The organism is Pseudomonas sp. Choline-02u-1, from assembly GCF_002836515.1.
Classification (GTDB): domain Bacteria; phylum Pseudomonadota; class Gammaproteobacteria; order Pseudomonadales; family Pseudomonadaceae; genus Aquipseudomonas.
Genome location: NZ_PJBC01000003.1, coordinates 389,584 through 415,336 on the forward strand (window position 1 = coordinate 389,584; position 25,753 = coordinate 415,336).

Consider the following 25,753-nt stretch of genomic DNA (forward strand, 5'->3'; position numbering starts at 1 on the left):
CTACTGCAGATCCAGTTTGCGCGCCGCTTCGACGCCGGCAGAACTGAGCTTGATCGGCAGGTTCAGCGAGTGTTCGCCCGCTTCGCTGCAGGTCACATGACCATGGTGAATCAGCCCGCGATCCTGCAGGGAGGCGAGGGCGCTGGCCACGACTTTCTCGCCCCGGTAATTGTCCAGCACCTCCTTGCCCAAGCCGTTGGGATGGGCGTGCAGCAGGCGGGTGAGAACTTCTTTTTCCAGGTCTTTGTCGACGTTCATGGTTACCTCTTCATGGGCGTGAATAGGGCGCTCGCGTCGGCGAACTACTGACCGGCACCTTCGGAACCGGAGCCACCGGTGGTGGTTTTCGAGCCAACACCGGGGCCGGCATTGTCAGGCGCCACGGTAGGGGAATCAGGCGTATTCATGCCGCCCTGACGGCCCGGATCACTGCCTTGAGTGCGCGGGTCGGTGCCGGTGGCCGGTGGCTGATTGATCAGCGGCACGCCGGAGCCATCGGTGTTCATGCCGGGGGCACTGTTGATGGCAGGGGCGCGTGGCGGGGTCGGATCGGTAGGGCCAGTGCCCGCTGCCGTGGACGAGGCGGCGAACACCGCAGGGCAGAGCAGGGCGCTGAAGACTAAAGCGGTCAACCTTGACGGGATCATAGGGCTTCTCCAGTGATTGGAATCCTTACAATTGGTTGGTCAGCCCTGGTGACGGATTGGTGCCTGAGGATCGACGAACGGTCTAAACCGGCGTGGTGGTCGTGACCTGAAATCTGCGCCAGAGCAACCTGCCGACAGTGACCAGCCAGTTCGCCAGCGCCACGCCCAATACCGTCAGCAGCAACGCCGGCAGGCCCTGCTCAACGATGATTTTGCCGGCCAGCAACGGGAAGCCGAACACACCGATAAAGTACGCGAGACTGAACAGCAGCAGCGCCTGGGAGGTCGTGCCATCCGGTGCCTGATTGGCGGCAAGGCCGTTAATCACCGCGTAAGTCAGCCCGTAACCGACGCCGAGCATGACCGCTGCCAGCAGATAGGAGAGGCTACTGTCGACACCGAAAGTGAGCAGCGCAATCGAGGCCAGCATCAAGCCTGACAACAGGCAAGACGCGCGCAGCGGATCGCGTTTGACCACGTAACCTGCGATCAACATTCGACTGCAAATCGCCGCGCCCGTGAATCCCGCAAAGAACAGCGAATAATCCAGCGACCGCGCGGCGGCATAGCTGGTCTGGAAACTGGACAGACCGCCGAACACACAGCCGCCCAGTCCGACCATGATGATCGGCAAAACCGCGCGCGAACTCAGTACTTGTGTGGTCGCACGCCAAGTGATTTTTGCCGCTGTCATGACCTGCGTGCCTTTCAGCTTCGTTGCGAGGTGCCAGAACAGCAGCGCACCGATCAGGCTCGCCAGCGCCGCCAGATGAAACGCTGCCGTCACCGGTAGATCGAGTGCGCTGGCGGCGCGCCCAAGCAGTGGCCCGCTTCCAATGCCGCTCATCATGCTGCCGGACAACAAAGCAAAATACTTCGCGCGCTGAGCGGGAATGACCAGACTGGCAACGATGATCGGCCCCAAGGTGTAGAACACTCCCCAACCCAAGCCCAGCAGCAAACCAAAAAACAGCAGCCAGTGACCGACCCCCGGCGTCGTCGCAAAACCCAGGCTCGCCGCCACCAGCAGCAACCCGAACAAAGCAATCGAACGCGCCGCGCCCAGCAGATCCGACAGGTGACCGCAGGCCAGTACGGCAACAAAGGTACTGAGCATGGCTGCAGAAATCACATGGCCGGCGTCGTGTTCATTGCCGCCACGCGCGGCGATCAACAGCGACAACAAAAACGTCGAACCATACGACAGCGACAACAGATAACTGGCGAGACAGAGCAGGCCGAACAGTTTGTTCGAGACCGCAGGCGTTGCTTGCGACATGACGCGCTTCCTTGTGCGGGGAAATCAGCGCCATCTGTTTACCACGGAGGGCGTGCGCGTCAGGTGTGAGGTTGCTGAAGTCAGGATCGCTTTTGGCCGGAGTAATCGGTTTCGACGATGCCGATCTCTTCCTTGAACTGCTCCATGAAACCCTTCAGGCGTTGATGACGAATCTCGGCAAGCCGCTGGCCGCTCACGGTCTGAAAACCGTCAGCCAGATGCAGCAGTTTGGTCTGGAAATGATCGAGGCAAAAACGCGTGTCGTCGTACTCACGCTCAAGCGCTTCGGGATCCTGCGAGTCGTACAGCGCCGAGCCCATGCGTCCGGCCACGTAGAAGGTTCGGGCGACGCCGAGAATGCCCAGCGAGTCGAGGCGATCGGCGTCCTGGACGATTTTCGCCTCGAGGGTCAGCGCAGTGATGTTGGCGGAAAAACTGTGGGCTTCGATGGCGTGGGCGACGTTAGTGATTTTCTCGCTGGGCCACTTCATTCCCTTCAGCACGCAAGCCGCTTTTTCCGCTGCCAGACGCGAAGCCTGCGAGCGTTGCGGGGAGTTTTTCTCGACCGCTACGCAATCGTGCAGCAGCACGGCGGCCAGCAAAACTTCGAGATCGCCGCCTTCGGCTGCCTGCAGAGTACGTGCGTTGTGCCAAACGCGCTGCAGGTGGGCAAGGTCGTGGGCGCCGTCGTCTGAGGGTTCAAGTGCGTGGGGCAGCAACTGCGCCGCAAGGGTCGTCATCGGCACGAATGCATTAAGGCTCATCAGATTCCTTTCAGGTTGGCTTGGTACCTGTGGGGGCGGTGTTGGTAATGACTGTACATTAATCCCGTTTTGCCATGTGACGAGCGCCGCTGCGCGTCTTAGTATGGCGCTTTAATTTGCACACAAGGCCCGTCCATGACGATCGAAATCCGCCCGGCGACCCCCAGCGATGCGCCACAAATCCTCACCTTTATCACCGAACTCGCCGATTTCGAAAAGGCCCGCCACGAAGTCATCGCCAGCGTCGCCGACATCGAACGCAGCCTGTTCGGCGAAGGTGCCACCGCCCACGGCCTGATCTGCCTGCGCGACGGCTTGCCGATCGGCTTCGCGGTGTTCTTCTTCAGTTATTCGACCTGGCTGGGCAGCAACTGCCTGTACCTCGAAGACCTCTACATCACCCCCGAACAACGCGGCGGCGGCGCCGGCAAAACCCTGCTGCGCCACCTGGCAAAAATCGCCTGCGCCAACGACTGCGGCCGCTTCGAATGGAGCGTGCTGGAATGGAACACCCCGGCCATCGAATTCTACAAATCCCTCGGTGCCCAGCCGCAGGAAGAGTGGGTGCGGTATCGCATGGATGGCAAGGTGTTGCGCGAATTTGCGCAAGGCTGAGTCACTGCCGCTCGGACGTCTGTCTGTCGATCCGCAAGCTGAAATAGCCTTGCGCCCGTTTTGTCAGGCAGTCGCCTGCCGTTGTCTTTTCAGCTGTATTTCAAAGGATTGAATCTTGAGTTTTCGACACTTCAAGCAAGTGATGCTGTGCGGTTTTTTATTGTGTTCGTCATGCATGCACCTCAACGTTCCGCCCGCAAGACTGGAATTTGTTTCCATCGACCGCGTGAACTCTTCTTATTACGACTTGCGATTTACATCCGATAGAAATCTTGTCGACCTGTATAAGGCGCATGGACGCGAAGGTCAGATCGGCACCTGGATTCATTGCTCGCTGAATGGTGACCCAGACTTTTCCATCGAACACACCATTGTCCTGGAAGCCTCGGGAATCGTCAGCAGCATGCGTTTGATCGAGGGCGATCGCCGCTATGAGATGCTCGCGGCCATCAGTGTCGAAAATCATGCCCTTGATGACGGCCGCAACTACATCAGGCCCAGTGAGTTGGTACAAATTCTCAAGCCACAGCAGTACGTCCCGTGCAAGGTGGTCATCACCGCGTTCCCGTTCGTGGCGTACTACTCGAAAGTCATGTACGTGCCTGCATCCCGATTCATCCATGCCATCGAAAATCCTTGGCTGGCCCCTGCGCGTATATCCCTTGAGTTTTCACAGCAACCAAGGTCGCTGCTGCCTTTTGCGTCCGTTTGCATTGTGCGCTGGCGTTATGACCCGGCAGGCGGATATGACCATATCGACAGACTGGGATCCTGTAGTGATGTGCCCTACGCCGGCATGCTGGCATCGTTTGCGCCGTATACGACGAAGCTGAAAATTGTCTCTGGTTCCGAGCAGGCCCCGGAACCGTTCGCGGCTTACACCATACTTCGTGGTGACGGACGCCAAGAGCCTGGAATCGCCGACGAAAAAGGCCGTACCCACGAGGTGGGTGCCAGTGAGCACGAAGTGGTGAAGGTCTTGATCAACGCTCAGATGAACGTTGTCGAGCGCTGGACGAAATGGACGGATTCCGTCCCATAATATGGGACTAATATTTATATATTGAGATTTCCTGTCCCCCGGGTTTATAGTCCGTCGCACTCACTGCCAAAAACAAAACAGGTGAAGCGATGCAGGCGCAATTGATCGCGCTCGATTGGGGGACAACCTCATTACGTGCTTACAAACTCGCGGCCGACGGTGTGGTGCTGGAGCAGCGTGCGCTGTCGTCCGGAATCATGCAGTTGCCCAAGACCCCGCGAATCATCCACGGTCGTGAATGCGCCGATGGTTTTGAACTGGCCTTCGACGAGGCCTGTGGTGACTGGCTCGACGCGCAGCCAGGTCTGCCGGTGATCGCTTGCGGCATGGTCGGCAGTGCGCAGGGCTGGCGCGAAGCGGCTTACTGCGAGACGCCAGCCGACGTCGCCCATCTCGGAAATTCCCTACAAATCGTTGTCAGCTTGCGCGGCACGCCGGTGCATATTGTCCCGGGCGTGATTCAGCGCTCACGTCTGCCCAATGTCATGCGTGGCGAAGAAACCCAAGTCCTCGGTGTGTTGCAAAGTCTGCCGGACGCGGCGGGTAATGACCTGTTGATCGGCCTGCCGGGCAGCCACTCGAAATGGGTGGAAGTGGTCGATGGTCGCATCACCCATTTCGACACGTTCATGACCGGCGAAGTTTTCGCTGTGCTCAGCGAGCACAGCATCCTCGGTCGTACCCAACAACCGAGCGCGACCTTCGATGCGCAAGCGTTCGATCGTGGGGTGCAAATCGCGCTGTCGGTGGATGCTGAACTCGGCGTGCTGTCGACCCTGTTCAGCGCCCGCACCCTCGGCCTCACTGGCGAACTGAGCCCGAGCGCTCAGGCGGATTATCTCTCGGGTCTGATGATCGGCCATGAGCTGGCCGCACTCGCCAATGTGCAACGTCGCCGGCGCCACCAACCGAATCTTCCAGCGATCGTGCTCATCGGCAATGCGCAGCTGTGCACGCGTTATCGCCGAGCCCTGGACGCTTGCGGCTTCGCCCAGGTGACGCTGGCCGAGCAAGCTACCGAGCGTGGCCTGTGGCAACTGGCGCGCGCCGCCGGACTGATCGATTCCTCATCCCGTTAACCCTGACTGGAGGCCTGACATGCTCAAGCAAGCACTGGCACAAAACGGTCTGATCGCGATTCTGCGTGGCCTGCAACCGCAGGAAGCCGCGGCTGTCGGAGAAGTCCTGTATTGCGCCGGATTTCGCGTCATCGAAGTACCGCTCAATTCCCCATCGCCGTACGAAAGTATCCGCATCCTGCGTGATGCGCTGCCCGCCGATTGCCTGATCGGTGCCGGCACGGTACTCAGCCCCGAGCAGGTCGAGCAGGTCAAAGCGGCTGGCGGACAAGTGATCGTCATGCCGCACAGCGACGCCAAGGTCCTGCGCGCGGCGAAAGCGGCGGGGCTGTACCTGTCGCCGGGCGTCGCTACGCCGACCGAGGCCTTTGCGGCACTGGCCGAAGGTGCGGACATTCTCAAGCTGTTTCCGGCCGAGCAGATGAGCCCGGCCGTCGTCAAAGCCTGGCTCGCGGTGTTGCCGGCCGGCACGGTGCTGGCGCCGGTCGGTGGCATTACGCCGGACAACATGCAGGCCTTTATTGACGCTGGTGTGAAAGGTTTTGGCCTCGGTTCCGGCCTGTTCAAACCGGGCATGACGCCCGAGCAGGTGGCGGTCAATGCCAAGGCCTACGTGGCTGCCTGGAAAGCCCTGCGTTAAGACTTTATGGCGCCGCGTGCGCTGCATCCGAACAAGAGAGACAAGCAGATGAAAATCACCAAACTCACGACCTTCATCGTTCCGCCGCGCTGGTGCTTCCTCAAGGTCGAAACCGACGAGGGCGTGACCGGTTGGGGCGAGCCTGTGGTTGAAGGACGCGCGCATACCGTAGCTGCTGCGGTGGAAGAGTTGTCCGACTACCTGATCGGCAAAGACCCACGCAATATCGAAGACATCTGGACCGTGCTCTACCGCGGCGGCTTCTACCGTGGCGGCGCGATCCACATGAGCGCACTGGCCGGTATCGACCAGGCACTGTGGGACATCAAGGGCAAGGCCCTCGGCGTCTCGGTCAGCGATCTGCTCGGTGGCCAGGTGCGCGACAAGATTCGTGTCTATTCGTGGATCGGCGGCGACCGGCCGGCCGACACCGCGCGTGCGGCGAAAGAAGCGGTGAGCCGTGGTTTCACGGCGGTGAAAATGAACGGTACCGAAGAGTTGCAGTTCCTCGACACCTTCGAGAAAGTCGACCTCGCCTTGGCCAACGTTGCCGCCGTGCGTGATGCGGTGGGGCCGAACGTCGGTATCGGCGTCGACTTCCACGGCCGCGTGCACAAGCCGATGGCCAAGGTGCTGATGAAGGAGCTCGACCCGTACAAACTGATGTTCATCGAAGAACCGGTGCTCAGCGAAAACTACGAAGCATTGAAAGAACTGGCGCCGCTGACCAGCACGCCGATTGCCCTCGGCGAGCGGCTGTTCTCGCGCTGGGACTTTAAACGGGTGTTGAGCGAAGGCTACGTCGACATTATTCAGCCGGATGCCTCCCACGCCGGCGGCATCACCGAAACCCGCAAGATCGCCAACATGGCCGAAGCCTACGACGTCGCGCTGGCGCTGCATTGCCCGCTAGGCCCGATCGCCCTGGCGGCGTGTTTGCAACTCGACGCGGCTTGTTACAACGCGTTTATCCAGGAGCAAAGCCTCGGCATCCATTACAACGAGAGCAACGACTTGCTCGACTACGTGAAGGATCCGCGCGTGTTCGACTACGACCAGGGCTTCGTCAAGATTCCGAATGGCCCGGGACTCGGCATCGAGATCAACGAGGAATACGTGATCGAACGCGCGGCAGTCGGCCACCGCTGGCGTAATCCGATCTGGCGCCATGCCGATGGCAGTTTTGCCGAGTGGTGAGTCTGTGACTCGCTAGCATCAGATCGTTCCCACGCTCTGCGTGGGAATGCCTCAATGGACGCTCTGCGTCCGCTGCTGGGACGCGGAGCGTCCCGGGCTGCATTCCCACGCGGAGCGTGGGAACGATCAGTTCTCCGAGGGAGAGGAGATCTGCGTCATGACCTCAACAAACATAAAAAGAGGCACCTCTCATGCAAACGCACACCCTCTCCGGGCAGGCGTCTTTAGTCACGCCCAGCCGCAAGCGGTTTTTCATCATGGTGTTGCTGTTCATCACCGTGGTCATCAACTACCTCGACCGCAGCAACCTGTCGATTGCCGCGCCGGCGCTGACCAGCGAGCTGGGCATCGATCCGGTTCACGTCGGTCTTATTTTCTCTGCCTTCGGCTGGACGTACGCCGCGATGCAGATCCCCGGCGGCTGGCTGGTCGATCGCGTGCCGCCACGCATCCTCTACAGCGTGGCGCTGTTGCTGTGGTCGGTGGCCACGGTGATGCTCGGTTTCGTCAGCAGCTTCATCGCGCTGTTTGTGCTGCGCATGGCCGTTGGTGCGCTGGAAGCCCCGGCGTATCCGATCAACAGCCGCGTGGTCACCACCTGGTTTCCCGAGCGCGAACGCGCCACGGCGATCGGTTTCTACACCTCCGGGCAGTTTGTCGGTCTGGCCTTCCTGACCCCGGTGCTGGCGTGGCTGCAACATGCATTCGGCTGGCACATGGTTTTCGTCGCCACCGGTGCGGTGGGCATTCTCTGGGCAGTGATCTGGTACGCGGTGTATCGCGAGCCGCGTGAATTCAAAGGCACCAACCAAGCGGAAATCGATCTGATCCGCGAGGGTGGCGGCCTGGTCGATATCCAGGCGGAAACGGCGAAGGTCAAGGCCAAATTTAGTTGGACCGATCTGGGCATTGTCCTGAGCAAGCGCAAATTGTGGGGTATCTACCTCGGCCAGTTCTGCCTGAACTCGACGCTGTGGTTCTTCCTCACCTGGTTTCCGACCTACCTGGTGAAATATCGCGGCATGGACTTCATCAAGTCCGGCCTGCTCGCGTCGCTGCCATTTCTCGCAGCCTTTGTCGGTGTGTTGTGCTCGGGATTCTTCTCCGACTTCCTGATCCGTCGCGGCTACACCGTGGGCTTTGCGCGCAAGTTGCCGATTATTGGCGGGCTGTTGATTTCGACCTCGATCATCGGTGCCAACTTTGTTGAGTCGACGCCGTTGGTGATTGCCTTCCTCGCATTGGCTTTTTTCGGCAACGGCCTGGCGTCGATCACCTGGTCGCTGGTATCGACGCTGGCACCGGCGCGTTTGCTCGGTCTGACCGGTGGGGTGTTCAACTTCATTGGCAATTTATCGGCGATCGCCACACCGATCGTTATCGGCTTTCTTGCCACCGGTGATTCGTTCGCCCCAGCGATCACCTACATCGCCGTGCTCGCGCTGGTCGGTGCCTTGTCCTACGTGCTGCTGGTGGGCAAGGTCGAGCGTATCGAGTTGTAGTGCTCTGCGTCGGGCGACCATAATGCCGCCCGTTCCCTCGCTCAACGGTAAAAGGCTGGATATGCAGGAAGACGCCCCGGAAAAAACCAAGGACGCCGCGCCCACTGGCACCCAGACGCTGTTGCGCGGCCTCGGTGTGGTGCAAGCGGTGGCCAGTGGCGCGCGTGATCTCAAAGAGATTGCCCGACTGATCGGCACCACACGCAGCACCACCCATCGTCTGGCCAGTTGCCTGGTCGACGAGCGCTACCTGCGCGTGGTGCCGCAAATCGGTTATCTGCTCGGGCCGAAGCTGATCGAACTGGGTTTTCAGGCTCGCGAAGAATTGCCGCTGGTGACCCTGGCCGGGCCGTATCTGGATGAGTTGTCGGCGCTGACTGGCGACACGGTGCACCTGGGCATTCGCGAAGGCGACGAGGTGTTGTATCTGCTAAAGAATCCTGGCCGCAACGGCCCGGAAATGCGCTCGCGGGTCGGCCATCGCATGCCGCTGGTGCGCACCGGGATCGGCAAGGCCTTGATGCTCGATGATTCGCCGCAGGATTGGCGGCGGCTGTACGACATCAGTCTGCCGGCAGGTGGGAAAAGTCAGTTCTGGCCGCAGCATCCCCAGCAGTCGTGGGAACAGCTTGAGCAGCGCATGGGCGAATACGTCGCCGGTGGCTACGCCTTCGACCTGGAAGACAACGAACCGTCGATCCGCTGCGTGGCGGCGCCGATTCGTGATGCGAGCAAGGGTATTGTTGCGGCGATCAGCATCGCCAGCACCGTGCCCTACATGCCGCTGGAAAAAATGGCCGAGCTGATTCCCCTGATCAAAGGGGTCACAGCCCGGCTGTCGGCGGAGCTTGGCTTGAAGGTATAAGCCTCTGAGGTTTAAGCCTTGAGCGTGGCCATGTCGATGACGAAACGGTACTTCACGTCGCCGGCAATCATCCGCGCGTAAGCCTCGTTGATCTGGCGGATGTCGAGCATTTCAATGTCGCAGGTGATGTTGTGTTCGGCGCAGAAATCCAGCACTTCCTGGGTTTCCGCGACGCCACCGATCAACGAGCCGGCCAACACGCGACGCCCCAGAACCAGTTTGGCCGCATGCACCGGCGGATCAATCGGTTCGATCAGGCCGACCAGAATGTGCACGCCGTCAAAGCGCAGGGTGTCGAGGTACGGGTTCAGATCGTGCTGCACCGGAATGGTGTCGAGCAGGAAATCGAAGTAACCGGCTGCGGCTTTCATTTGCTCGGCGTCGGTCGACACGATCACATGATCGGCGCCCTGACGCCGACCTTCTTCGGCCTTGCTCGCCGAGCGGGTGAACAGCGTCACTTCAGCGCCCATGGCCTTGGCGAACTTGATGCCCATGTGGCCGAGGCCGCCCATGCCGAGAATCCCGACCTTGTCACCGGCTTTCACGCCGTAGTGCTTGAGCGGCGAGTAGGTGGTGATGCCGGCGCAGAGAATCGGTGCGGCACTGGCCAACGCCAGACGTTCCGGGATCCGCACAACAAAATGTTCGCTGACCACGATGCTGTCGGAATAACCGCCCATGGTATTGCTGCCGTCGACCCGATCCGGGGTGGCGTAAGTCATGGTCGGGCCTTCGAGGCAATATTGCTCGAGGTTCGCCTGACAGGCTTCGCAGCTGCGGCAGGAGTCGACCATGCAGCCGACGCCGACCAGATCGCCTACCTTGTGACGGGTGACATTCGCACCGACAGCGGTGACTTTTCCGACGATCTCATGGCCGGGCATCAGCGGATAAACGGCAATGCCCCATTCGTTGCGTGCCTGGTGGATGTCGGAGTGGCAGACGCCGCAGTAAAGAATTTCGATCGACACGTCGTCGGCGCGCAGGCTGCGACGTTCGAATTTCATCGGGGCGAGGGGAGTGGTGGCCGATTGGGCGGCATAGCCGATGGCGGTGTACATGGGTGACCTCGCAAAAGCAGTGACAAGTGAGGCGGTGAATTCTGGGCGCCAAGCGCGGGTGCGGCCATGACGAATTCTCCGGGTCTCATGCCTAATCCTCCGGCATGCGGGTTGTGGCAGTCGCTTTGGCCAGCGGATCTGCGATGATGTTTTCCTCCCTTTTTCCCTGATTTTTACGAAGACCTATTCGATGCAGTTGACCCGTCATCTTGATGCCAATGCCCGGCTGGTTTCGCTGATCGAACCGCTGGCGCTACGCGATGGCTATAGCCAGACCGGTCTGCCCGGTGTGCAGATATTGCGCGCCAGTTGCGACGTCGCCCGTGGCCCGCATATTTACGAGCCGAGCCTGATGATCATTGCTCAGGGCAGCAAACTGGCATTTCTCGGCCCTCGGACCATGGAATATGGCGCCGGGCATTATTTGATTCAGGCGCTGCCGGTACCTTTCGAGTGTGAAACCTTCGCCTTGCCAAATGCGCCGTTGCTTGGTGTGTCGGTGGCGATTGATCGCGTTCTGCTCGGCGAACTGGTGTTGGCCATGGGGCTGGCGCCGGGGCGGCATATTCCGGCGCAGACGCCGGAATCGATGACCTCGGTGGTGCTCGACGATGGCATGCGCGGTTGCGTCGAACGGCTACTCAGCTGTCTGCACGATCCGCTGGAATGCCAGATTCTCGGCCCGGCGCGGGTGCGTGAATTATTGTTCGTCGCGCTGCGCGGGCCGCAGGCGGATGTGTTGCGCGCCTTGGTCGAACAGCAAGGGCAGTTCGCCCGGGTGGCGGCGTCGATCAGCCATCTGCATGCGCATTACACCGAGCCTTTGAATGTCGAGACACTGGCCGGGTGCGCGAACATGAGCGTGTCGACCTTTCACGAGCATTTCAAACGCAGCACTTTGCTGTCGCCGGTGCAGTATCTCAAACGTTTACGCTTGTTGAAGGCGCAGACGTTGCTGGTGGCTGAAGGGCTGGGCGTGGCGCAAGTGGCGCATCGCGTGGGGTATCAGAGCACGTCGCAGTTCAGTCGCGAGTACAAGCGTTACTTCGAACGCAGCCCGGGGGATGAGCGCGCTGCTTGAGTTATCACTCATTCCTGTAGGCGCAGCCTCGTTTCACTCGACAGCTCCTGCAGGGGGAGACGCGGGCAACAAAAAGGCCCCCATTGCGGGAGCCTTGTTGTTCAGCGCTACGACTTACATATTCGGATAAGTCGGGCCGCCGGCGCCCTCCGGCGCCACCCAGGTGATGTTCTGCGCAGGGTCCTTGATGTCACAGGTCTTGCAGTGCACGCAGTTCTGGGCGTTGATCTGGAAGCGCTTCTCGCCGTCTTCCTTGGTGATGACCTCGTACACGCCGGCCGGGCAGTAGCGCTGCGCCGGTTCGTCGTACAGCGGCAGGTTTTTGCTGATCGGGATGCTCGGGTCGGTCAGCTTCAAGTGGCACGGCTGCTCTTCTTCGTGGTTGGTACCGGAGATGAACACCGAGCTGAGTTTGTCGAAACTCAGTTTGCCGTCGGGTTTCGGATAGTCGATCTTTTTGCAATCGGCCGCGAGCTTCAGGCAGGCGTAATCCGGTTTGGTGTCGCGCAGGGTGAACGGCAGTTTGCCGCCGAAGATGTTCTGGTCCAGCCAGTTGAACCCACCGCCGATGATCGCGCCGTACTTGTGAATCGCCGCGCCGAAATTACGGCTGGCGAACAGTTCTTCGTGCAGCCAGCTGTTTTTGAATGCGTCGACATAAGTCGTCAGTTCGGCCGTGCAGTCCTGCTCGGCGAACAGCGCGTCTGCCACCGATTCTGCCGCGAGCATGCCGGACTTCATCGCCGTGTGGCTGCCTTTGATCTTGGCGAAGTTCAGGGTGCCGAGGTCGCAACCGATCAGCGCGCCGCCCTTGAAGACCATTTTCGGCAGCGAGTTCAGGCCGCCCTTGGCGATGGCGCGGGCGCCGTAGCTGACGCGCTTGCCGCCTTCCAGGTATTGCTTGAGCACCGGGTGATGCTTGAGGCGCTGGAATTCATCGAAGGGCGACAGGTAAGTATTGCTGTAGGACAGGTCGACGATGAGGCCGACCACCACCTGATTGTTTTCCAGGTGATAGAGGAACGAGCCGCCGGTGTTCTCGGTGCCCATGATCTCCAGCGGCCAGCCGGCGGTGTGCACCACCAGGCCTGGCTGATGCTTGGCCGGGTCGATTTCCCAGATTTCTTTCAGACCGATGCCGTAATGCTGAACGTCGGCATCGCTGTCGAGGTTGTAGCGCTTGATCAGTTGCTTGCCGATGTGACCACGGCAGCCTTCGGCGAACAGCGTGTATTTGCCACGCAATTCCATGCCCGGGGTGTACAGGCCTTCTTTCGGGTTGCCTTCGCGGTCGACGCCCAGATCACCGGTGATGATCCCGCGCACCACGCGGTTTTCATCGATCAGCGCTTCCTGAGCGGCGAAGCCGGGGTAGATTTCCACGCCGAGGTTTTCGGCCTGCTGAGCCAGCCAGCGGCACAGGTTGCCGAGGGAAATAATGTAGTTGCCTTCGTTGTGCATGGTCTTGGGCACAAAGAAATCAGGAATCTTCTGCGCGCTGTCGGCGTTTTTCAGCACGAAGATGTCATCGCGCGTGACTGGCGTGTTCAGCGGCGCGCCGAGTTCTTTCCAGTCCGGGAACAGTTCGTTCAGTGCGCGCGGTTCAAACACCGCACCGGAAAGGATGTGTGCGCCGACTTCGGAGCCTTTTTCGACCACGCAGACGCTGATTTCCTTACCGGCGTCAGCGGCCTTCTGCTTCAAGCGGCAGGCGGCTGACAGACCAGCGGGGCCGGCACCGACGATGACGACGTCGAATTCCATGTATTCGCGTTCCACAGGCTATCTCCTACTCAAGGCTCAACAGTTTTTTTTCTGATTTGGAGGTTTGGTGTCGCATCCGTATTGCCTTTACGTTAACGTCAAAGGGAATATTGGCGAATCCACCTTTCTCTCTAGGCGGCGCATTATATCTACACCACTCCGAGCGTCCAATACAAACGTTTGTTTGAATTGCCTCCAGCCCTGATAAATCAAAGAAGCGCGGCTTATGACGGGGCATTTTGGCGTATTGACCAGAATGGGCGTTCCGGTCAAGATACGGGCGGTTTTGCGCTCGCCGTAGGCAGACTGGCGGTTTCAAGAGCACCTCTAAAGACAGGGCACAGGCAGTAGACGGTGATGCGCAGCGCAAGTCCGGCGCGCAGTTTACACAGCGTGAGAATGAATGACCCGACAGTCACCGCTGACGAACGGTCACCTCACATCGCGAAGTGAATCACCTCACATTCAAGCCGGCGTTTTTAGAGGTGCCCTTGTCGCCCGATGAGCATCATCCGCCAGGTTCGCCTAGGCGACTTTCTTTTCACCGGAGAGTAACGAGGAATCCATGAAGGTTCTTGTAGCTGTCAAACGCGTTGTGGATTACAACGTCAAGGTCCGCGTCAAGGCGGACAATTCCGGCGTCGACCTCGCCAACGTCAAGATGTCGATGAACCCATTCTGCGAAATCGCCGTGGAAGAAGCCGTACGCCTGAAAGAGAAGGGCGTTGCGACTGAAATCGTCGTCGTCTCCATCGGCCCGACCACCGCTCAGGAGCAGTTGCGTACCGCACTGGCTCTGGGTGCCGACCGCGCCATCCTCGTCGAATCCGCTGAAGACCTGACCTCCCTGGCCGTGGCCAAGCTGCTCAAGGCCGTTGTCGACAAGGAACAGCCTCAGCTGGTGATCCTTGGCAAACAGGCGATCGACAGCGACAACAACCAGACCGGCCAGATGCTCGCTGCATTGAGCGGCTACGGTCAGGGCACCTTCGCTTCGAAAGTCGAAGTCTCGGGCGACAGCGTTGCCGTGACCCGCGAAATCGACGGCGGCGCACAGACCGTTTCGCTGAAACTGCCAGCCATCGTCACCACCGACCTGCGTTTGAACGAGCCGCGCTATGCGTCCCTGCCGAACATCATGAAAGCCAAGAAGAAGCCTCTCGAAGTGCTGACTCCGGACGCTTTGGGCGTTTCCACCGCCTCCACCAACAAGACCCTGAAAGTCGAAGCGCCGGCTGCACGCAGCGCGGGTATCAAGGTCAAGTCGGTGGCTGAACTGGTTGAAAAACTCAAGAACGAAGCGAAGGTAATCTAAATGACTATCTTGGTTATTGCTGAACACGACAACAAAGTGCTGGCCCCGGCCACGCTGAACACCGTGGCCGCTGCTGCCAAAATCGGCGGCGACATCCACGTTCTGGTAGCAGGTCAGGGCGCTGGCCCGGTGGCCGAAGCCGCGGCTAAAATCGCTGGCGTGAGCAAAGTCCTGAATGCTGACAACGCTGCCTACGCGCATCAGTTGCCAGAGAACGTAGCGCCGCTGGTTGCAGAGCTTGGCGCTGGCTACAGCCACATCCTCGCTGCCGCCACTTCCAACGGCAAAAACATCCTGCCGCGCGTTGCTGCTGCGCTGGACGTTGACCAGATCTCCGAGATCATCTCGGTCGAAAGCGCTGACACTTTCAAGCGCCCGATCTACGCCGGTAACGCCATCGCTACCGTGCAATCGACTGCTGCGATCAAAGTGATCACCGTGCGTGCCACCGGTTTCGATCCGGTTGCTGCTGAAGGTGGTTCGGCTGCTGTTGAAGCCGTTGGTGCTGCGCACGACGCCGGTACTTCGAGCTTCGTCAGCGAAGAGCTGGCCAAGTCCGACCGTCCTGAGCTGACCGCTGCCAAGATCGTCGTTTCCGGCGGTCGCGGCATGCAGAACGGTGACAACTTCAAACACCTGTACGCGCTGGCCGACAAGCTCGGCGCTGCTGTGGGCGCCTCGCGCGCTGCGGTCGACGCAGGTTTCGTACCGAACGACATGCAGGTCGGTCAGACCGGCAAGATCGTTGCGCCACAGCTGTACATCGCCGTCGGTATCTCCGGCGCGATCCAGCATCTGGCCGGCATGAAAGACTCCAAGGTGATCGTTGCGATCAACAAGGACGAAGAAGCGCCGATCTTCCAGGTGGCCGATTACGGTCTCGTGGCGGATCTGTTCGAAGCAGTACCTGAGCTGGAGAAGCTGGTCTAATCCGGCGGCTTCACTTATAAAGAGCCCGGCCTGTTGGTCGGGCTTTTTTTTGTCTCGAATTTCAAGCGGGAGCGTTTTGCCATGGATCTGCGCTGCGGATGGTTGTTGGGATTGGTGCTGTTGCCAGGTTTGGCCATGGCCGCTGGCAAGTGCGAGCGCCTGGTTGTCACCGGCAGCCCGGACGCGCCGCCGTACTTGTGGCAGGACCCGCAAAACCCCAAGCGCCTGATCGGCGCCAGTGCCGATCTGTTGCAGCAAGTGGCCAAGGATCTGGGCATCAAAGTCGACCTGCTGTATGCCGGCAAACGCTCGCAGGCCCTCGATGAAGTGCGCAGCGGGCGCATGGACATGCTGGCCGACGCGCCGCTGACCGTGACCGAGCTGGAAAACCTTGACTTCATTCATCCGCCACTGCTGGAAAACGATTACCTGGTGTGGACGCGCAAAGGCTCGACGCTGACCTATGCCGAGGCCAGCGACCTGAAAGGCCATGCCGGCGCGGTGTCGGAAAAGTCGCGGATGACCCAGGCATTCGGCACTTTCGCCGAGCAGAATCTGACCCTGACCCGCACAGCAAACCTTACCGAGGCATTACAGAAACTGCTGTTGGGCGAGGTGGAATATGTCCTCGCCGGACGTTACTCAGGCCTTGCCGCCGCGCAGACATTGGGCATGACCAGCGATCTGTTGGCGTTCGAACAACCCATCGACCGCCCGGGTCTGTTCCTCGCGGTTTCGCATAACTCGGCCTGCAACGATCCGTGGTTGCGCGGACAGCTCGCCAAAAAGATGACAGAATTGCCCGCGTCCGGACTGACGGAAGCCGCGCTGCAACGCAACATTGAGCGCTGGAAGGCGCAACAGCAACAGCCGCCACTACCTGTCAGTGCCCCAAAACAGTAGGGATTCTTAGTGAGTATTCGACCTCTTTTCGCGGCAGTGGCCGTTCTGGCCCTGGCCGGGTGCGCATCCGATCCGGCACCCAGTGAACAAATGCGTTTGACCGAACAAGCCATCGTGCAGGCCAAGGCAGTCGGCGCTACCGCTGATGAAGTGCCGGAAATGCAGCTGGCCGAAACAAAATACAACCGCGCCAAAGGCAGCATGGCCGACGAGTCCTATCGCAACGCGCGCATGCGTGCCGAGCAGGCCGAACTGGATGCACGTCTGGCCGAGGCCAAGGTGCTGACGAAAAAAAGTGAAGAACAGCTGAATGTGCTCAATACCCGCATTGTCCGCCTGCGCAAGCAGCTGCAACTGGGGGAAGCGCAATGAGCCTCAAGTCCAACGCGCTCGGCATTCTGCTTCTTGCCGGTTGCGCCAGCCTCTACGGCTGCGCCGGCCAGCACAGCGAGGCTGCGCTGCAACAGGCCGGCGCTGATTTCCAGAAGGTCAAGGAAGATTCCAACGTCCTGCGCATCGCGCCGAAAGACGTGATCCGCGCCGGCGAGTCCCTGGCCCGCGCTGATCGGCTGTCGACCTATTGGGGCAGCGGTGCCGACGTGGTGCATTACGCCTACCTGAGCCAGCGCTACAGCGAAATCGCCCGCGAGCACACCAACCAGGCGCTCAACGAGGAACGCGCAGCCAAGCTCGAGCTTGAGCGCCAGCGTCTGCAACTGGCCCTGCGCGAGTCCAAGCTGCTCAGCGTGCAGCAGCAAGGCAAGTGGCTGGAGGAACAGATCGTGGCGCTGGCTACCACGCAGACTGATCGTGGTCTGGTCATGACCCTCGGCGATGTGTTGTTCGACACCGGCCAGGCTGAACTGAAAAACTCGGCTAACCGGGTCGTGCTGAAGATTGTTCAGTTCCTGCAGCTGAACCCCAAGCGCGTTGTGCGCATCGAGGGCTATACGGACAGCACGGGCGGCAAGCAGGAAAACCTCAAGCTGTCCCGCGATCGTGCGCAGTCGGTGGCCGATGTGCTGGTCGACCTGGGTATCGATGAGAAGCGTATTCAGGTCGAAGGTTACGGTGATCAGTTCCCGGTCGACGCCAACGCCTCCGAGCGCGGCAGGGCGCAGAACCGCCGCGTGGAAATTGTTTTCTCCGACGAAAAAGGCCAGCTCGGCGCTGCCCGCTGATCACACCGTTGGAACTGTGTAGAGCTATGTAGGAGCTGTGTAGGAGCTGACGAGTGCAACGAGGCTGCGATCTTTTGATCTTCAAAAGCAAAGGCAAAAGCAAAAGATCGCAGCCTCGTTGCACTCGTCAGCTCCTACCGGCTCCTACAAGCCCGGACTGTCATGCAGTCCGGGCTTTTTCATGTCTGTAGATTGCCGCGCCAACCTGCATAGATGGGGGCAGACACCCCACTGTACTGTCGAGTAATCTGGCAACTGTCCCAGTACACTTCTAAACTGTTCCGGTATTGTTTCAGACAAGAATAAAACGCCCGTGAAATCGAGTGCTGCGTCATGACCAATCTCTTGCTCTACCAACGTATTGCTCAGCAACTGGCCGAAGACATCCGCCGTGGTGTCTATCAACCGGGGGAGCGCGTGCCTTCGGTGCGCAAGATGAGTTCGCAGCTCAACGTCAGCCATGCGACGGTGTTGCAGGCGTATGCCAATCTCGAAGACCAGGGCCTGATCCGCGCCCGTCCGCAATCGGGTTATTACGTGCACCAGACCCCCGCGCTCACCGCGCCGACCCCGGACATCGCCCGGGTCGAGCGGCCGGGGCTGGTCACGCGCAGCAGCATCATTCAACAGGTACTGGTCGAGTCCCGCCGCGAGGGCGTGTTTCCCCTGGGCGCTGCGGTGCCGAGTGTCGATTATTTGCCGGTGCGCGCGCTGCATCAGCAATTGGCCAAGGTCACCCGGTTTCACAGCCCTCGGGCGTTCAGCTACATGTTCAGCCCCGGTTTCGAACCGCTGCGTCGGCAAGTCGCGATCCGCATGCGTGACGCCGGCGTGGTGGTCGATCCATCGGAAGTGGTCATCACCCACGGCTGTGTCGATGCCTTGCAGATGTCATTGCGCGTGCTGACCCGGCCGGGGGATCTGATCGCGGCCGAATCACCGACCTATTACGGGCTGCTGCAACTGGCCGATCTGCTCGGGCTGAAAGTCATCGAAATTCCCAGCGACCCCGCCACCGGCATGAGCCTGGAGGCCTTGCAACTGGCCGCCAACCAATGGTCGATCAAGGCGCTGGTGCTGACCACGCGCCTGAGCAATCCCCTCGGCGGAACCATGCCGGAAGAGCGACAGAAACAGTTGCTGCGCCTGGCCTCGGATTTCGATATTCAGATCGTCGAAGACGATATCTACGGCGAACTGATGTTCGAACAGGGCCGCACCAAGGCGCTGAAAGCTTACGATCGACTGGATCGGGTGATCTACTGCTCGAGCTTCTCCAAAACCTTGTCGCCAGGTGTGCGCATCGGCTGGATGATCGCTGGCAAGTACCAGCAGGAAATCCAGCGCCTGCAGACTTTCAGTACCCATTCGGCATGCAGCGTCACGCAGATGGCGATCGCCGCCTATCTGGAAAACGGCGGTTATGACCGGCATTTACGCTACATCCGTCAGGAATACCGAAAAAACCTCAGCGCGTTCCAGCTGGCGGTGCAGCAGCATTTCCCCGAGGGCACGCAAATGTCCCGGCCCACGGGCGGTTTCATCCTTTGGGTGAGCTTGCCGGGGCGGGTCAACACCCAGGAATTGCATGTTCGCGCGCTGCAACAAGGCATCAGTATCGCGCCGGGGCTGATCTTCAGTAACACCGAGCAGTTCAACCACTGTATCCGCCTCAATTGCGGCATTCCGTGGAACCGCGAGGCGGAGAGGGCACTGATGACGCTGGGTCTGTTGGCGACCCAATTGTGTCAGGAAACCGCTGGCGGATTCTGAACGAGTGGGCAGGTGAGGCTTGTCATGTGACGCACAACAGGCGAGCATGTGGCCCTCTGCCGTCAGTTCGTTGGGTCCATGAAAGCGATTGTTCCTGCCGCGTGGGTATTGCTGGGTTTGCTGATGACCGGTCAGGCGCCGGGTGTCATGGCGGCCGCAGCCCAGGAAAAACCGGCAGCGACGAGTACAACGAAGCAGGCCGTGAAAACTGCGGCTCCAGCAAAAAAAAATCAGGCCAAAAAAAACGCCACGGTGAAGAAGCGCCGCCCGGTTGCCTCGAAATCGAAATCAGCCAGCGAAGTGGCGAGGACCAAATTGCCGCCGGCAAAACTCGATCTCAGCCTGCCCAAGGACATGGTTGAAGAGTTGAAGCCCAAGGGTACCGTGGAGCTGCCCAAACGCGAGGCGATCCTGCCGCAGATGTTTGGTGAGAAAGACAGCGGCTTCCAGCTCAACGGCCGTTTGCTCAGCAATGAAATGCAGTTGCAACTGCGCAATGAAGCGCGACGCGATGTGGAAGGCGCGGCACTGGATTTTGAATTCAAACAGTAGGCCCCGGCCATCTGCAATGTGCAGACCAGACGCTTCGTCGGAGACTGCCCGGTCATTTTTACTTATCGTTGAAAACCCGCTTGCAGCAATTTGAAACAGTCGTTTTAGCGGTTACTCTGTTCCCGTCTCTTTACACATCGCCCGTTGCGAGGATCTGTACGTCATGAAATGCCGTGAAGGCTGTGGCGCTTGCTGCATTGCCCCCTCCATCAGTTCGCCGATCCCTGGCATGCCCGATGGCAAACCCGCCGGCGAACGTTGCGTGCAGCTGTCAGTCGATAACCTGTGCAGCATTTTCGGCCGCCCGGAGCGTCCGCCTGTTTGCTCGGGGTTCGCTGCGGATGTCGAGGTTTGCGGCAGCAGTTCGCAAGAAGCGATCAGATTGATCGGCTGGTGGGAGCAGATGACGGCGGCGTGATGTGTTCACGAACGGAACTTCAACAATAAGGAATAAAACTATGGGTTCGCTGCACCGTATCGCTGTGTTGTGTGGTTTGACCGCTGTGCTGGCCACGTCCATCGCTCACGCTGAGGGCTGGAAAGTCGCCAAGGAACAGGATGGCATCAAGGTCTCGCTGGCCGAAGTGCCGGGTTCGGACTACAAGTCCTACCAGGGCGTCGCGCTGATGAAGACCACCATCGCCAAATTGCGCGCCTTGCAGGAAGACGTCTCCGGCGCCTGCGCGTGGATCCACGAGTGCAAGAGCCAGAAACTGCTCAAGCACGAAGGCGATCTGAGCTGGACCTATTCGCAATTCAACACGCCATGGCCGGTGACCCCGCGTGATTCGGTGTTGAAGATCACCACCGTTGAAGGCGCCGATGGCAGCCTGACCCGTAACCTTGAAGGCGTGCCGACCTATCTGCCGGAAGAGAAAGGCTTCGTACGGGTTCAGCAGGTCAAAGGCTTCTGGAAGTTCGTGCCTAAAGGAGATCAGGTTGAAGTGACGTACCAAGTGCACACCGAGCCTGGCGGCAGCGTGCCAGCCATGGTTGCCAACAAGTTCGTGGTCGATGCGCCATTCAATACCCTGAAAGCACTCAAAGAGCGCGCCGAGAAATAATCTCCGCGCTGTAAGCAAAACGCCCCGACCGGTTCGGGGCGTTTTGTTTTGTCTCTAAATTGTATTTCCAGATATGCGTTGCACGAAATTTTCACAAAGTCTCCAAGACAATTCGCCCGCACTTGTTGCCTGCCACAGCGCTGCCAGCCTGTTAACGAAAGTCTCGAAGAGCAGGTGAGTAATCAATGGCAATGGTGTGAACGATCGTGCAACATTTGCGCACCGCGCACGCCCCGGGGTCTGGAATGACCAATAGAGGGCCTGGCGCCGCTGTATTTTTGCAACTTCAACTTCCAATGGGTCCTAAAACGACATGGCAAACCCGGACGCCCTGAATCAGCAGCGATCATCTGCTCGCCTGCTGCAACCAACCGTCAAATCGCATCTGGCCTACACGCTGCTGTGCGCACTGGTCATGATGGTCATGTTTTCCGCGCTGCGCCTCGCGCTGCTGGTCTACAACCGCGAGATGATCCTCGATACCCCGGCCGCGACCTTTCTTGAGGCGTTCATTAACGGTCTGCGTTTCGACCTGCGCCTGGTGGTGTACCTGTGCATTCCGCTGGTGCTGGCACTGTTCAGCGCCCGGGCCATGGCTGCGCGCGGCTTCTTCCGCCTGTGGCTGACCGTCGCGTCGAGCATCGCGCTGTTCCTCGGCCTGATGGAAATGGACTTCTACCGCGAGTTTCACCAGCGCCTCAATGGTCTGGTGTTCCAGTACGTGAAGGAAGACCCGAAAACCGTGATGAGCATGCTCTGGTACGGTTTTCCGGTGGTTCGCTACCTGCTGGCGTGGGTCATCGGCACAGTCATTCTGACCCTGGCGTTCAAAGGCGCCGACCGCGCGACCCGCCCGCGTGGGCCGTTCAGCGGCGGCAGCGTCAGCTCCCGCCAGGTTGCGCCGTGGTACACGCGTCTGGCGGTATTCGTGGTCTGCCTGCTGATCTGCGTGGTCGCCGCTCGTGGCACCTTGCGCCAGGGTCCGCCGATGCGTTGGGGCGACGTCTACACCACCGATTCCAACTTCGCCAACCAGCTCGGCCTCAACGGCACGCTGTCGCTGATCGCTGCCGCCAAGGCGCGCATGGGCGAGGACCGCGACAACATCTGGAAAGCCACTTTGCCGCAAGAGCAGGCCCAGCAGATGGTGCGCGACATGCTGCTGATGCCGGACGACAAACTGGTCGATGCCGACATCGCTGCCGTACGCCGTGATTACATGCCGCCTGCCGACAAGACACTGCCTATCAAGAACGTCGTCGTGATCCTGATGGAAAGCATGGCCGGGCACTCGGTCGGTGCGCTGGGTGCGCCGGGCAACATCACCCCGTACCTGGACAAGCTGTCGAAGGAAGGTCTGCTGTTCGACCGCTTCTTCTCCAACGGCACCCACACGCATCAGGGCATGTTCGCGACCATGGCCTGTTTCCCCAATCTGCCAGGTTTTGAATACCTGATGCAGACCCCGGAAGGCAGCCACAAACTGTCCGGCCTGCCGCAGTTGCTCAGCGCCCGCGACTATGACGACGTCTACGTCTATAACGGCGATTTTGCCTGGGACAACCAGTCCGGCTTCTTCAGCAACCAGGGCATGACCAACTTCGTTGGCCGCAACGATTTCGTCAATCCGGTGTTCTCCGATCCGACCTGGGGCGTTTCCGACCAGGACATGTTCGATCGTGGCTTGCAGGAGCTCAAGGCACGAGAAAACGGCAAGCCGTTCTACGCGCTGCTGCAGACCCTGTCCAACCACACGCCGTACGCCTTGCCGACGCCGTTGCCGGTCGAGCGAGTGACTGATCGTGGCAGCCTCAATGAACACCTGACCGCGATGCGCTACTCCGACTGGGCGCTGGGCCAGTTCTTCGAGAAGGCGCGCAAAGAGAAGTACTTCAACGAAACCCTGTTCGTCATCGTTGGCGACCATGGCTTCGGTAACGAGCGCCAGATCACCGAAATGGACCTGGGTCGCTTCAACGTGCCGATGCTGATGATCGCCCCGGGCATTCAGCAGAAGTTCGGTACTCGCGACCACACCGTGGGTACGCAGATCGACATCGTGCCGACCATCATGGGCCGTCTCGGTGGGGAAGTGCGTCATCAGTGCTGGGGCCGCGACCTGCTCAACCTGCCGCAGGGCGATACCGGTTTCGGTGTGATCAAGCCATCGGGCAGCGAGCAGACCACTGCCATCGTCACCGCCGACCAGATTCTGGTACTGCCACGTGACAAGGACATGGGCCCGAAAATCTGGCAATACCAACTGGGTGCCAATCCGCACGCCGAAGTGGTGCCAAACGCGCCGCGTACTGCCGAACTTAAACTCAAGCTCGAGGCGTTTTTGCAAACCGCGACCAAGAGCCTGCTGGATAACACCGCCGGTGTCATTCACGGCAAACCGGACTGATGACTGGTTAAAGTCCGTGCAATAAAAAAGAGGCCCTTGAAAAAGGGCCTCTTTTTTTACAGCTTCAAATCGTCATATCTTGCCGAGTAACAACAGCACCAGCAGCACGACCAACACCACGCCGATAATGCCCGACGGGCCATAACCCCAACTTCTGGAGTGCGGGAAGACCGGCAGACCACCGATCAGCAACAGGATCAGGATGATGATTAGAATTGTGCCCATGGGTGATTTCCTTGTTCAGAGTCTGGAAGAGTCTTGATGATCAGTGGGCAGCTGGAGAGCAACTAAATTCCAGCCGGCTTACATGTTCCGACTTGTGCCGATGAAAAAAAATTCAATGTTTTTTTAATGTATTTGGATTGCTCTGTTATTTCCTTTAAAGCAACAGATCGCAGCCTCGTTGCACTCGTCAGCTCCTACAGGATCGGGTTGCGAAGTTTCCGGGGGCAGCAATCTTTTGATCCTCCATTCAGCAACTGGATGGAGCGTGGGTGGCGGTGGAACCTTCGCTACACTCGGCGCATCTTTCCCGGAACAACAAGGCTGTCCGCTATGCAAAATCGCATGATGATCACTGGTGCAGGCTCCGGCCTGGGTCGCGAAATCGCGCTGCGCTGGGCTCGTGAAGGCTGGCGGCTGGCCTTGTCCGATGTCAGTGAGCCTGGCCTGCAGGAAACCCTGAAACTGGTGCGCGAGGCGGGCGGTGACGGTTTCATCCAGCGCTGCGACGTGCGCGATTACAGCCAGCTCACCGCCTTCGCCCAAGCCTGCGAAGAGAAGCTCGGCGGCATCGACATCATCGTCAACAATGCCGGCGTCGCCTCGGGCGGGTTCTTCAGCGAACTCTCCCTGGAAGACTGGGACTGGCAGATCGCGATCAACCTGATGGGCGTGGTCAAAGGTTGCAAGGCGTTCCTGCCGCTGCTGGAACAGAGCAAAGGCAAGATCATCAACATCGCTTCCATGGCCGCGCTGATGCAAGGCCCGGCGATGAGCAACTACAACGTGGCCAAGGCCGGCGTGGTGGCGTTGTCGGAAAGTCTGCTGATTGAACTGGCGCAGCAGGAAGTGGCGGTGCATGTGGTTTGCCCATCGTTCTTCCAGACCAACTTGCTCGATTCTTTTCGTGGCCCGACGCCGGCAATGAAAGCCCAGGTCGGCAAGTTGCTGGAAAGTTCGCCGATCAGTGCAGCCGACATCGCTGACTACATCTATCAGCAGGTCGCTGCTGGCGAGTTCATGATTCTGCCGCACGAACAAGGGCGTATGGCCTGGGCGCTCAAACAGAAGAATCCGCAATTGCTCTATAACGAGATGACTTCAATGGCCGAGAAAATGCGCGCCAAGGCCAAACAAAACAACGCTTGATCTTGTTCGCTGCCTGCCGCGTCGTTAGGGTGGCCGCCATGGTCACCCTGTCGAGACGCGTTCATGCTCAATTACCTGTGGTTCTTTCTGGCGGCGCTGTTTGAAATCGCCGGCTGTTTTGCTTTCTACCTGTGGCTGCGCCAGGGCAAGAGTGCGTTGTGGGTGATTCCCGCGTTGCTCAGCCTGACCGTGTTCGCGCTGCTGCTGACCCGTGTCGAAGCGGCCTACGCCGGGCGCGCCTACGCGGCGTACGGCGGAATCTACATCGTTGCTTCGATTGGCTGGCTGGCGCTGATTGAACGGGTGCGCCCACTGGGCTCGGACTGGATCGGCATGGCGCTGTGCGTGGTCGGTGCCAGTGTGATTCTGTTCGGGCCGCGCTTTTCCACCGGTTGATGTCTTTGTGCGAAGCGTCTGACAGCTAGAGGCGTGGGTGACTGTAGGGCAAGACTGATTTGCCCGTCACGCATTGTTAAGCCGCTGTAAGCCGCGCATCTTCAGGGTTTGCCAGTCCTGAAGGATGAATCCCATGCTCGTACTCAGCCGTGTGGTCGGTGAGTTGATTTCAATCGGTGACGACATCACGTTGCGTGTTCTGTCGGTCAATGGTTCCAGCGTTCGCTTCGGCGTCGAGGCGCCGAAGCAAGTCCATGTGCACCGCGCCGAGGTCTACGACCGGATCAAGCGCAAGGAGGCCGCAGCGAAGGCTGGCTGAAGT

Annotated in this window: 28 protein-coding genes; 21 read left to right on the forward strand and 7 right to left on the reverse strand. The window is 59.7% G+C overall.

Annotated elements, in window-relative coordinates:
• From CXF97_RS03905 to CXF97_RS03920, 4 genes are all read right to left on the reverse strand, one after another.
• Positions 1–258: a hypothetical protein gene (locus CXF97_RS03905; protein WP_101156278.1), complete on the reverse strand. Its 258-nt coding sequence runs from the start codon at positions 256–258 to the stop codon at positions 1–3.
• 44 nt (positions 259–302) lie between these two features.
• Positions 303–647 (reverse strand): hypothetical protein, encoded by a 345-nt coding sequence (locus CXF97_RS03910; protein WP_101156280.1) that lies wholly within the window; start codon positions 645–647, stop codon positions 303–305.
• Between the two features lie 82 nt (positions 648–729).
• The gene (locus CXF97_RS03915; protein WP_101156283.1) at positions 730–1,926 is read right to left on the reverse strand and encodes an MFS transporter; all 1,197 of its coding nucleotides are present in this window, start codon (positions 1,924–1,926) and stop codon (positions 730–732) included.
• A gap of 80 nt (positions 1,927–2,006) precedes the next feature.
• Positions 2,007–2,690 carry an HD domain-containing protein gene (locus CXF97_RS03920; RefSeq protein ID WP_101156286.1) on the reverse strand — a complete coding sequence of 228 codons (684 nt, stop codon included), beginning with the start codon at positions 2,688–2,690 and terminating at the stop codon, positions 2,007–2,009.
• 135 nt (positions 2,691–2,825) lie between these two features.
• Between CXF97_RS03920 and CXF97_RS03925 the strand changes: the two genes are divergently transcribed.
• From CXF97_RS03925 to CXF97_RS03955, 7 genes are all read left to right on the forward strand, one after another.
• Positions 2,826–3,305 (forward strand): GNAT family N-acetyltransferase, encoded by a 480-nt coding sequence (locus tag CXF97_RS03925; protein WP_101156289.1) that lies wholly within the window; start codon positions 2,826–2,828, stop codon positions 3,303–3,305.
• Between the two features lie 115 nt (positions 3,306–3,420).
• A complete protein-coding gene (locus CXF97_RS03930; RefSeq protein ID WP_157830856.1) occupies positions 3,421–4,347 on the forward strand; it encodes a hypothetical protein in 927 nt (308 codons plus the stop codon).
• 89 nt (positions 4,348–4,436) lie between these two features.
• Positions 4,437–5,426 (forward strand): 2-dehydro-3-deoxygalactonokinase, encoded by a 990-nt coding sequence (locus CXF97_RS03935; protein ID WP_101156295.1) that lies wholly within the window; start codon positions 4,437–4,439, stop codon positions 5,424–5,426.
• A gap of 19 nt (positions 5,427–5,445) precedes the next feature.
• Positions 5,446–6,066, forward strand: a complete 621-nt coding sequence (locus CXF97_RS03940; protein ID WP_101156298.1) for a 2-dehydro-3-deoxy-6-phosphogalactonate aldolase — start codon at positions 5,446–5,448, stop codon at positions 6,064–6,066.
• 48 nt (positions 6,067–6,114) lie between these two features.
• The gene (dgoD, locus tag CXF97_RS03945; protein ID WP_016770960.1) at positions 6,115–7,263 is read left to right on the forward strand and encodes a galactonate dehydratase; all 1,149 of its coding nucleotides are present in this window, start codon (positions 6,115–6,117) and stop codon (positions 7,261–7,263) included.
• Positions 7,264–7,454: 191 nt separating this feature from the next.
• The gene (locus CXF97_RS03950) at positions 7,455–8,765 is read left to right on the forward strand and encodes an MFS transporter (protein ID WP_101156300.1); all 1,311 of its coding nucleotides are present in this window, start codon (positions 7,455–7,457) and stop codon (positions 8,763–8,765) included.
• A 61-nt stretch (positions 8,766–8,826) separates the two neighbouring features.
• Positions 8,827–9,630 carry an IclR family transcriptional regulator gene (locus CXF97_RS03955; protein ID WP_101156303.1) on the forward strand — a complete coding sequence of 268 codons (804 nt, stop codon included), beginning with the start codon at positions 8,827–8,829 and terminating at the stop codon, positions 9,628–9,630.
• An 11-nt stretch (positions 9,631–9,641) separates the two neighbouring features.
• On the opposite strand, the gene CXF97_RS03960 is transcribed toward CXF97_RS03955, so the two are convergent.
• Positions 9,642–10,694: an NAD(P)-dependent alcohol dehydrogenase gene (locus CXF97_RS03960; RefSeq protein WP_101156305.1), complete on the reverse strand. Its 1,053-nt coding sequence runs from the start codon at positions 10,692–10,694 to the stop codon at positions 9,642–9,644.
• A 190-nt stretch (positions 10,695–10,884) separates the two neighbouring features.
• On the opposite strand from CXF97_RS03960, the gene CXF97_RS03965 reads away from it, so the two are divergent.
• Complete coding sequence (locus CXF97_RS03965) at positions 10,885–11,775, forward strand: AraC family transcriptional regulator (RefSeq protein ID WP_101156308.1); 891 nt, start codon at positions 10,885–10,887, stop codon at positions 11,773–11,775.
• A 114-nt stretch (positions 11,776–11,889) separates the two neighbouring features.
• On the opposite strand, the gene CXF97_RS03970 is transcribed toward CXF97_RS03965, so the two are convergent.
• Positions 11,890–13,554, reverse strand: a complete 1,665-nt coding sequence (locus CXF97_RS03970) for an electron transfer flavoprotein-ubiquinone oxidoreductase (protein ID WP_101156311.1) — start codon at positions 13,552–13,554, stop codon at positions 11,890–11,892.
• Positions 13,555–14,104: 550 nt separating this feature from the next.
• Here CXF97_RS03970 and CXF97_RS03975 point away from each other — a divergent pair.
• The 10 genes from CXF97_RS03975 to CXF97_RS04020 all read left to right on the forward strand — a co-directional run bounded on the left by CXF97_RS03975 (position 14,105) and on the right by CXF97_RS04020 (position 23,664).
• Positions 14,105–14,854, forward strand: coding sequence for an electron transfer flavoprotein subunit beta/FixA family protein (locus CXF97_RS03975; protein ID WP_007908338.1), 750 nt, complete (start codon positions 14,105–14,107; stop codon positions 14,852–14,854).
• Complete coding sequence (locus CXF97_RS03980; protein WP_016770954.1) at positions 14,855–15,784, forward strand: electron transfer flavoprotein subunit alpha/FixB family protein; 930 nt, start codon at positions 14,855–14,857, stop codon at positions 15,782–15,784. It begins immediately after the preceding gene.
• An 81-nt stretch (positions 15,785–15,865) separates the two neighbouring features.
• Positions 15,866–16,687 carry an ABC transporter substrate-binding protein gene (locus tag CXF97_RS03985; RefSeq protein ID WP_101156313.1) on the forward strand — a complete coding sequence of 274 codons (822 nt, stop codon included), beginning with the start codon at positions 15,866–15,868 and terminating at the stop codon, positions 16,685–16,687.
• A 9-nt stretch (positions 16,688–16,696) separates the two neighbouring features.
• Positions 16,697–17,059 carry a DUF4398 domain-containing protein gene (locus CXF97_RS03990; RefSeq protein ID WP_038860459.1) on the forward strand — a complete coding sequence of 121 codons (363 nt, stop codon included), beginning with the start codon at positions 16,697–16,699 and terminating at the stop codon, positions 17,057–17,059.
• Entirely contained in the window at positions 17,056–17,868 is an 813-nt protein-coding gene (locus CXF97_RS03995; RefSeq protein ID WP_101156315.1) for an OmpA family protein, read from the forward strand. Before CXF97_RS03990 ends, CXF97_RS03995 begins: the two co-directional genes overlap by 4 nt.
• Before the next feature lie 333 nt (positions 17,869–18,201).
• On the forward strand, positions 18,202–19,641 hold the full coding sequence (locus CXF97_RS04000) for a PLP-dependent aminotransferase family protein (protein WP_024013893.1): 1,440 nt from the start codon (positions 18,202–18,204) through the stop codon (positions 19,639–19,641).
• A gap of 78 nt (positions 19,642–19,719) precedes the next feature.
• Positions 19,720–20,193 (forward strand): translation initiation factor 2, encoded by a 474-nt coding sequence (locus tag CXF97_RS04005; protein ID WP_101156318.1) that lies wholly within the window; start codon positions 19,720–19,722, stop codon positions 20,191–20,193.
• Between the two features lie 163 nt (positions 20,194–20,356).
• Positions 20,357–20,611, forward strand: a complete 255-nt coding sequence (locus CXF97_RS04010; RefSeq protein ID WP_101156321.1) for a YkgJ family cysteine cluster protein — start codon at positions 20,357–20,359, stop codon at positions 20,609–20,611.
• Between the two features lie 40 nt (positions 20,612–20,651).
• Complete coding sequence (locus tag CXF97_RS04015) at positions 20,652–21,257, forward strand: START domain-containing protein (RefSeq protein WP_101156324.1); 606 nt, start codon at positions 20,652–20,654, stop codon at positions 21,255–21,257.
• 313 nt (positions 21,258–21,570) lie between these two features.
• Positions 21,571–23,664 carry an LTA synthase family protein gene (locus CXF97_RS04020; RefSeq protein WP_101156341.1) on the forward strand — a complete coding sequence of 698 codons (2,094 nt, stop codon included), beginning with the start codon at positions 21,571–21,573 and terminating at the stop codon, positions 23,662–23,664.
• A 72-nt stretch (positions 23,665–23,736) separates the two neighbouring features.
• Here the strand turns inward: CXF97_RS04020 and CXF97_RS04025 are convergent, their stop codons facing one another.
• Positions 23,737–23,889, reverse strand: coding sequence for a DUF3309 family protein (locus CXF97_RS04025; protein WP_003183939.1), 153 nt, complete (start codon positions 23,887–23,889; stop codon positions 23,737–23,739).
• A gap of 330 nt (positions 23,890–24,219) precedes the next feature.
• On the opposite strand from CXF97_RS04025, the gene CXF97_RS04030 reads away from it, so the two are divergent.
• The 3 genes from CXF97_RS04030 to csrA all read left to right on the forward strand — a co-directional run bounded on the left by CXF97_RS04030 (position 24,220) and on the right by csrA (position 25,750).
• The gene (locus CXF97_RS04030; RefSeq protein ID WP_101156344.1) at positions 24,220–25,035 is read left to right on the forward strand and encodes an SDR family oxidoreductase; all 816 of its coding nucleotides are present in this window, start codon (positions 24,220–24,222) and stop codon (positions 25,033–25,035) included.
• Between the two features lie 63 nt (positions 25,036–25,098).
• Complete coding sequence (locus CXF97_RS04035; RefSeq protein WP_101156347.1) at positions 25,099–25,431, forward strand: YnfA family protein; 333 nt, start codon at positions 25,099–25,101, stop codon at positions 25,429–25,431.
• Positions 25,432–25,564: 133 nt separating this feature from the next.
• A complete protein-coding gene (gene csrA, locus CXF97_RS04040; RefSeq protein ID WP_101156350.1) occupies positions 25,565–25,750 on the forward strand; it encodes a carbon storage regulator CsrA in 186 nt (61 codons plus the stop codon).
• Positions 25,751–25,753 lie beyond the last annotated feature (3 nt).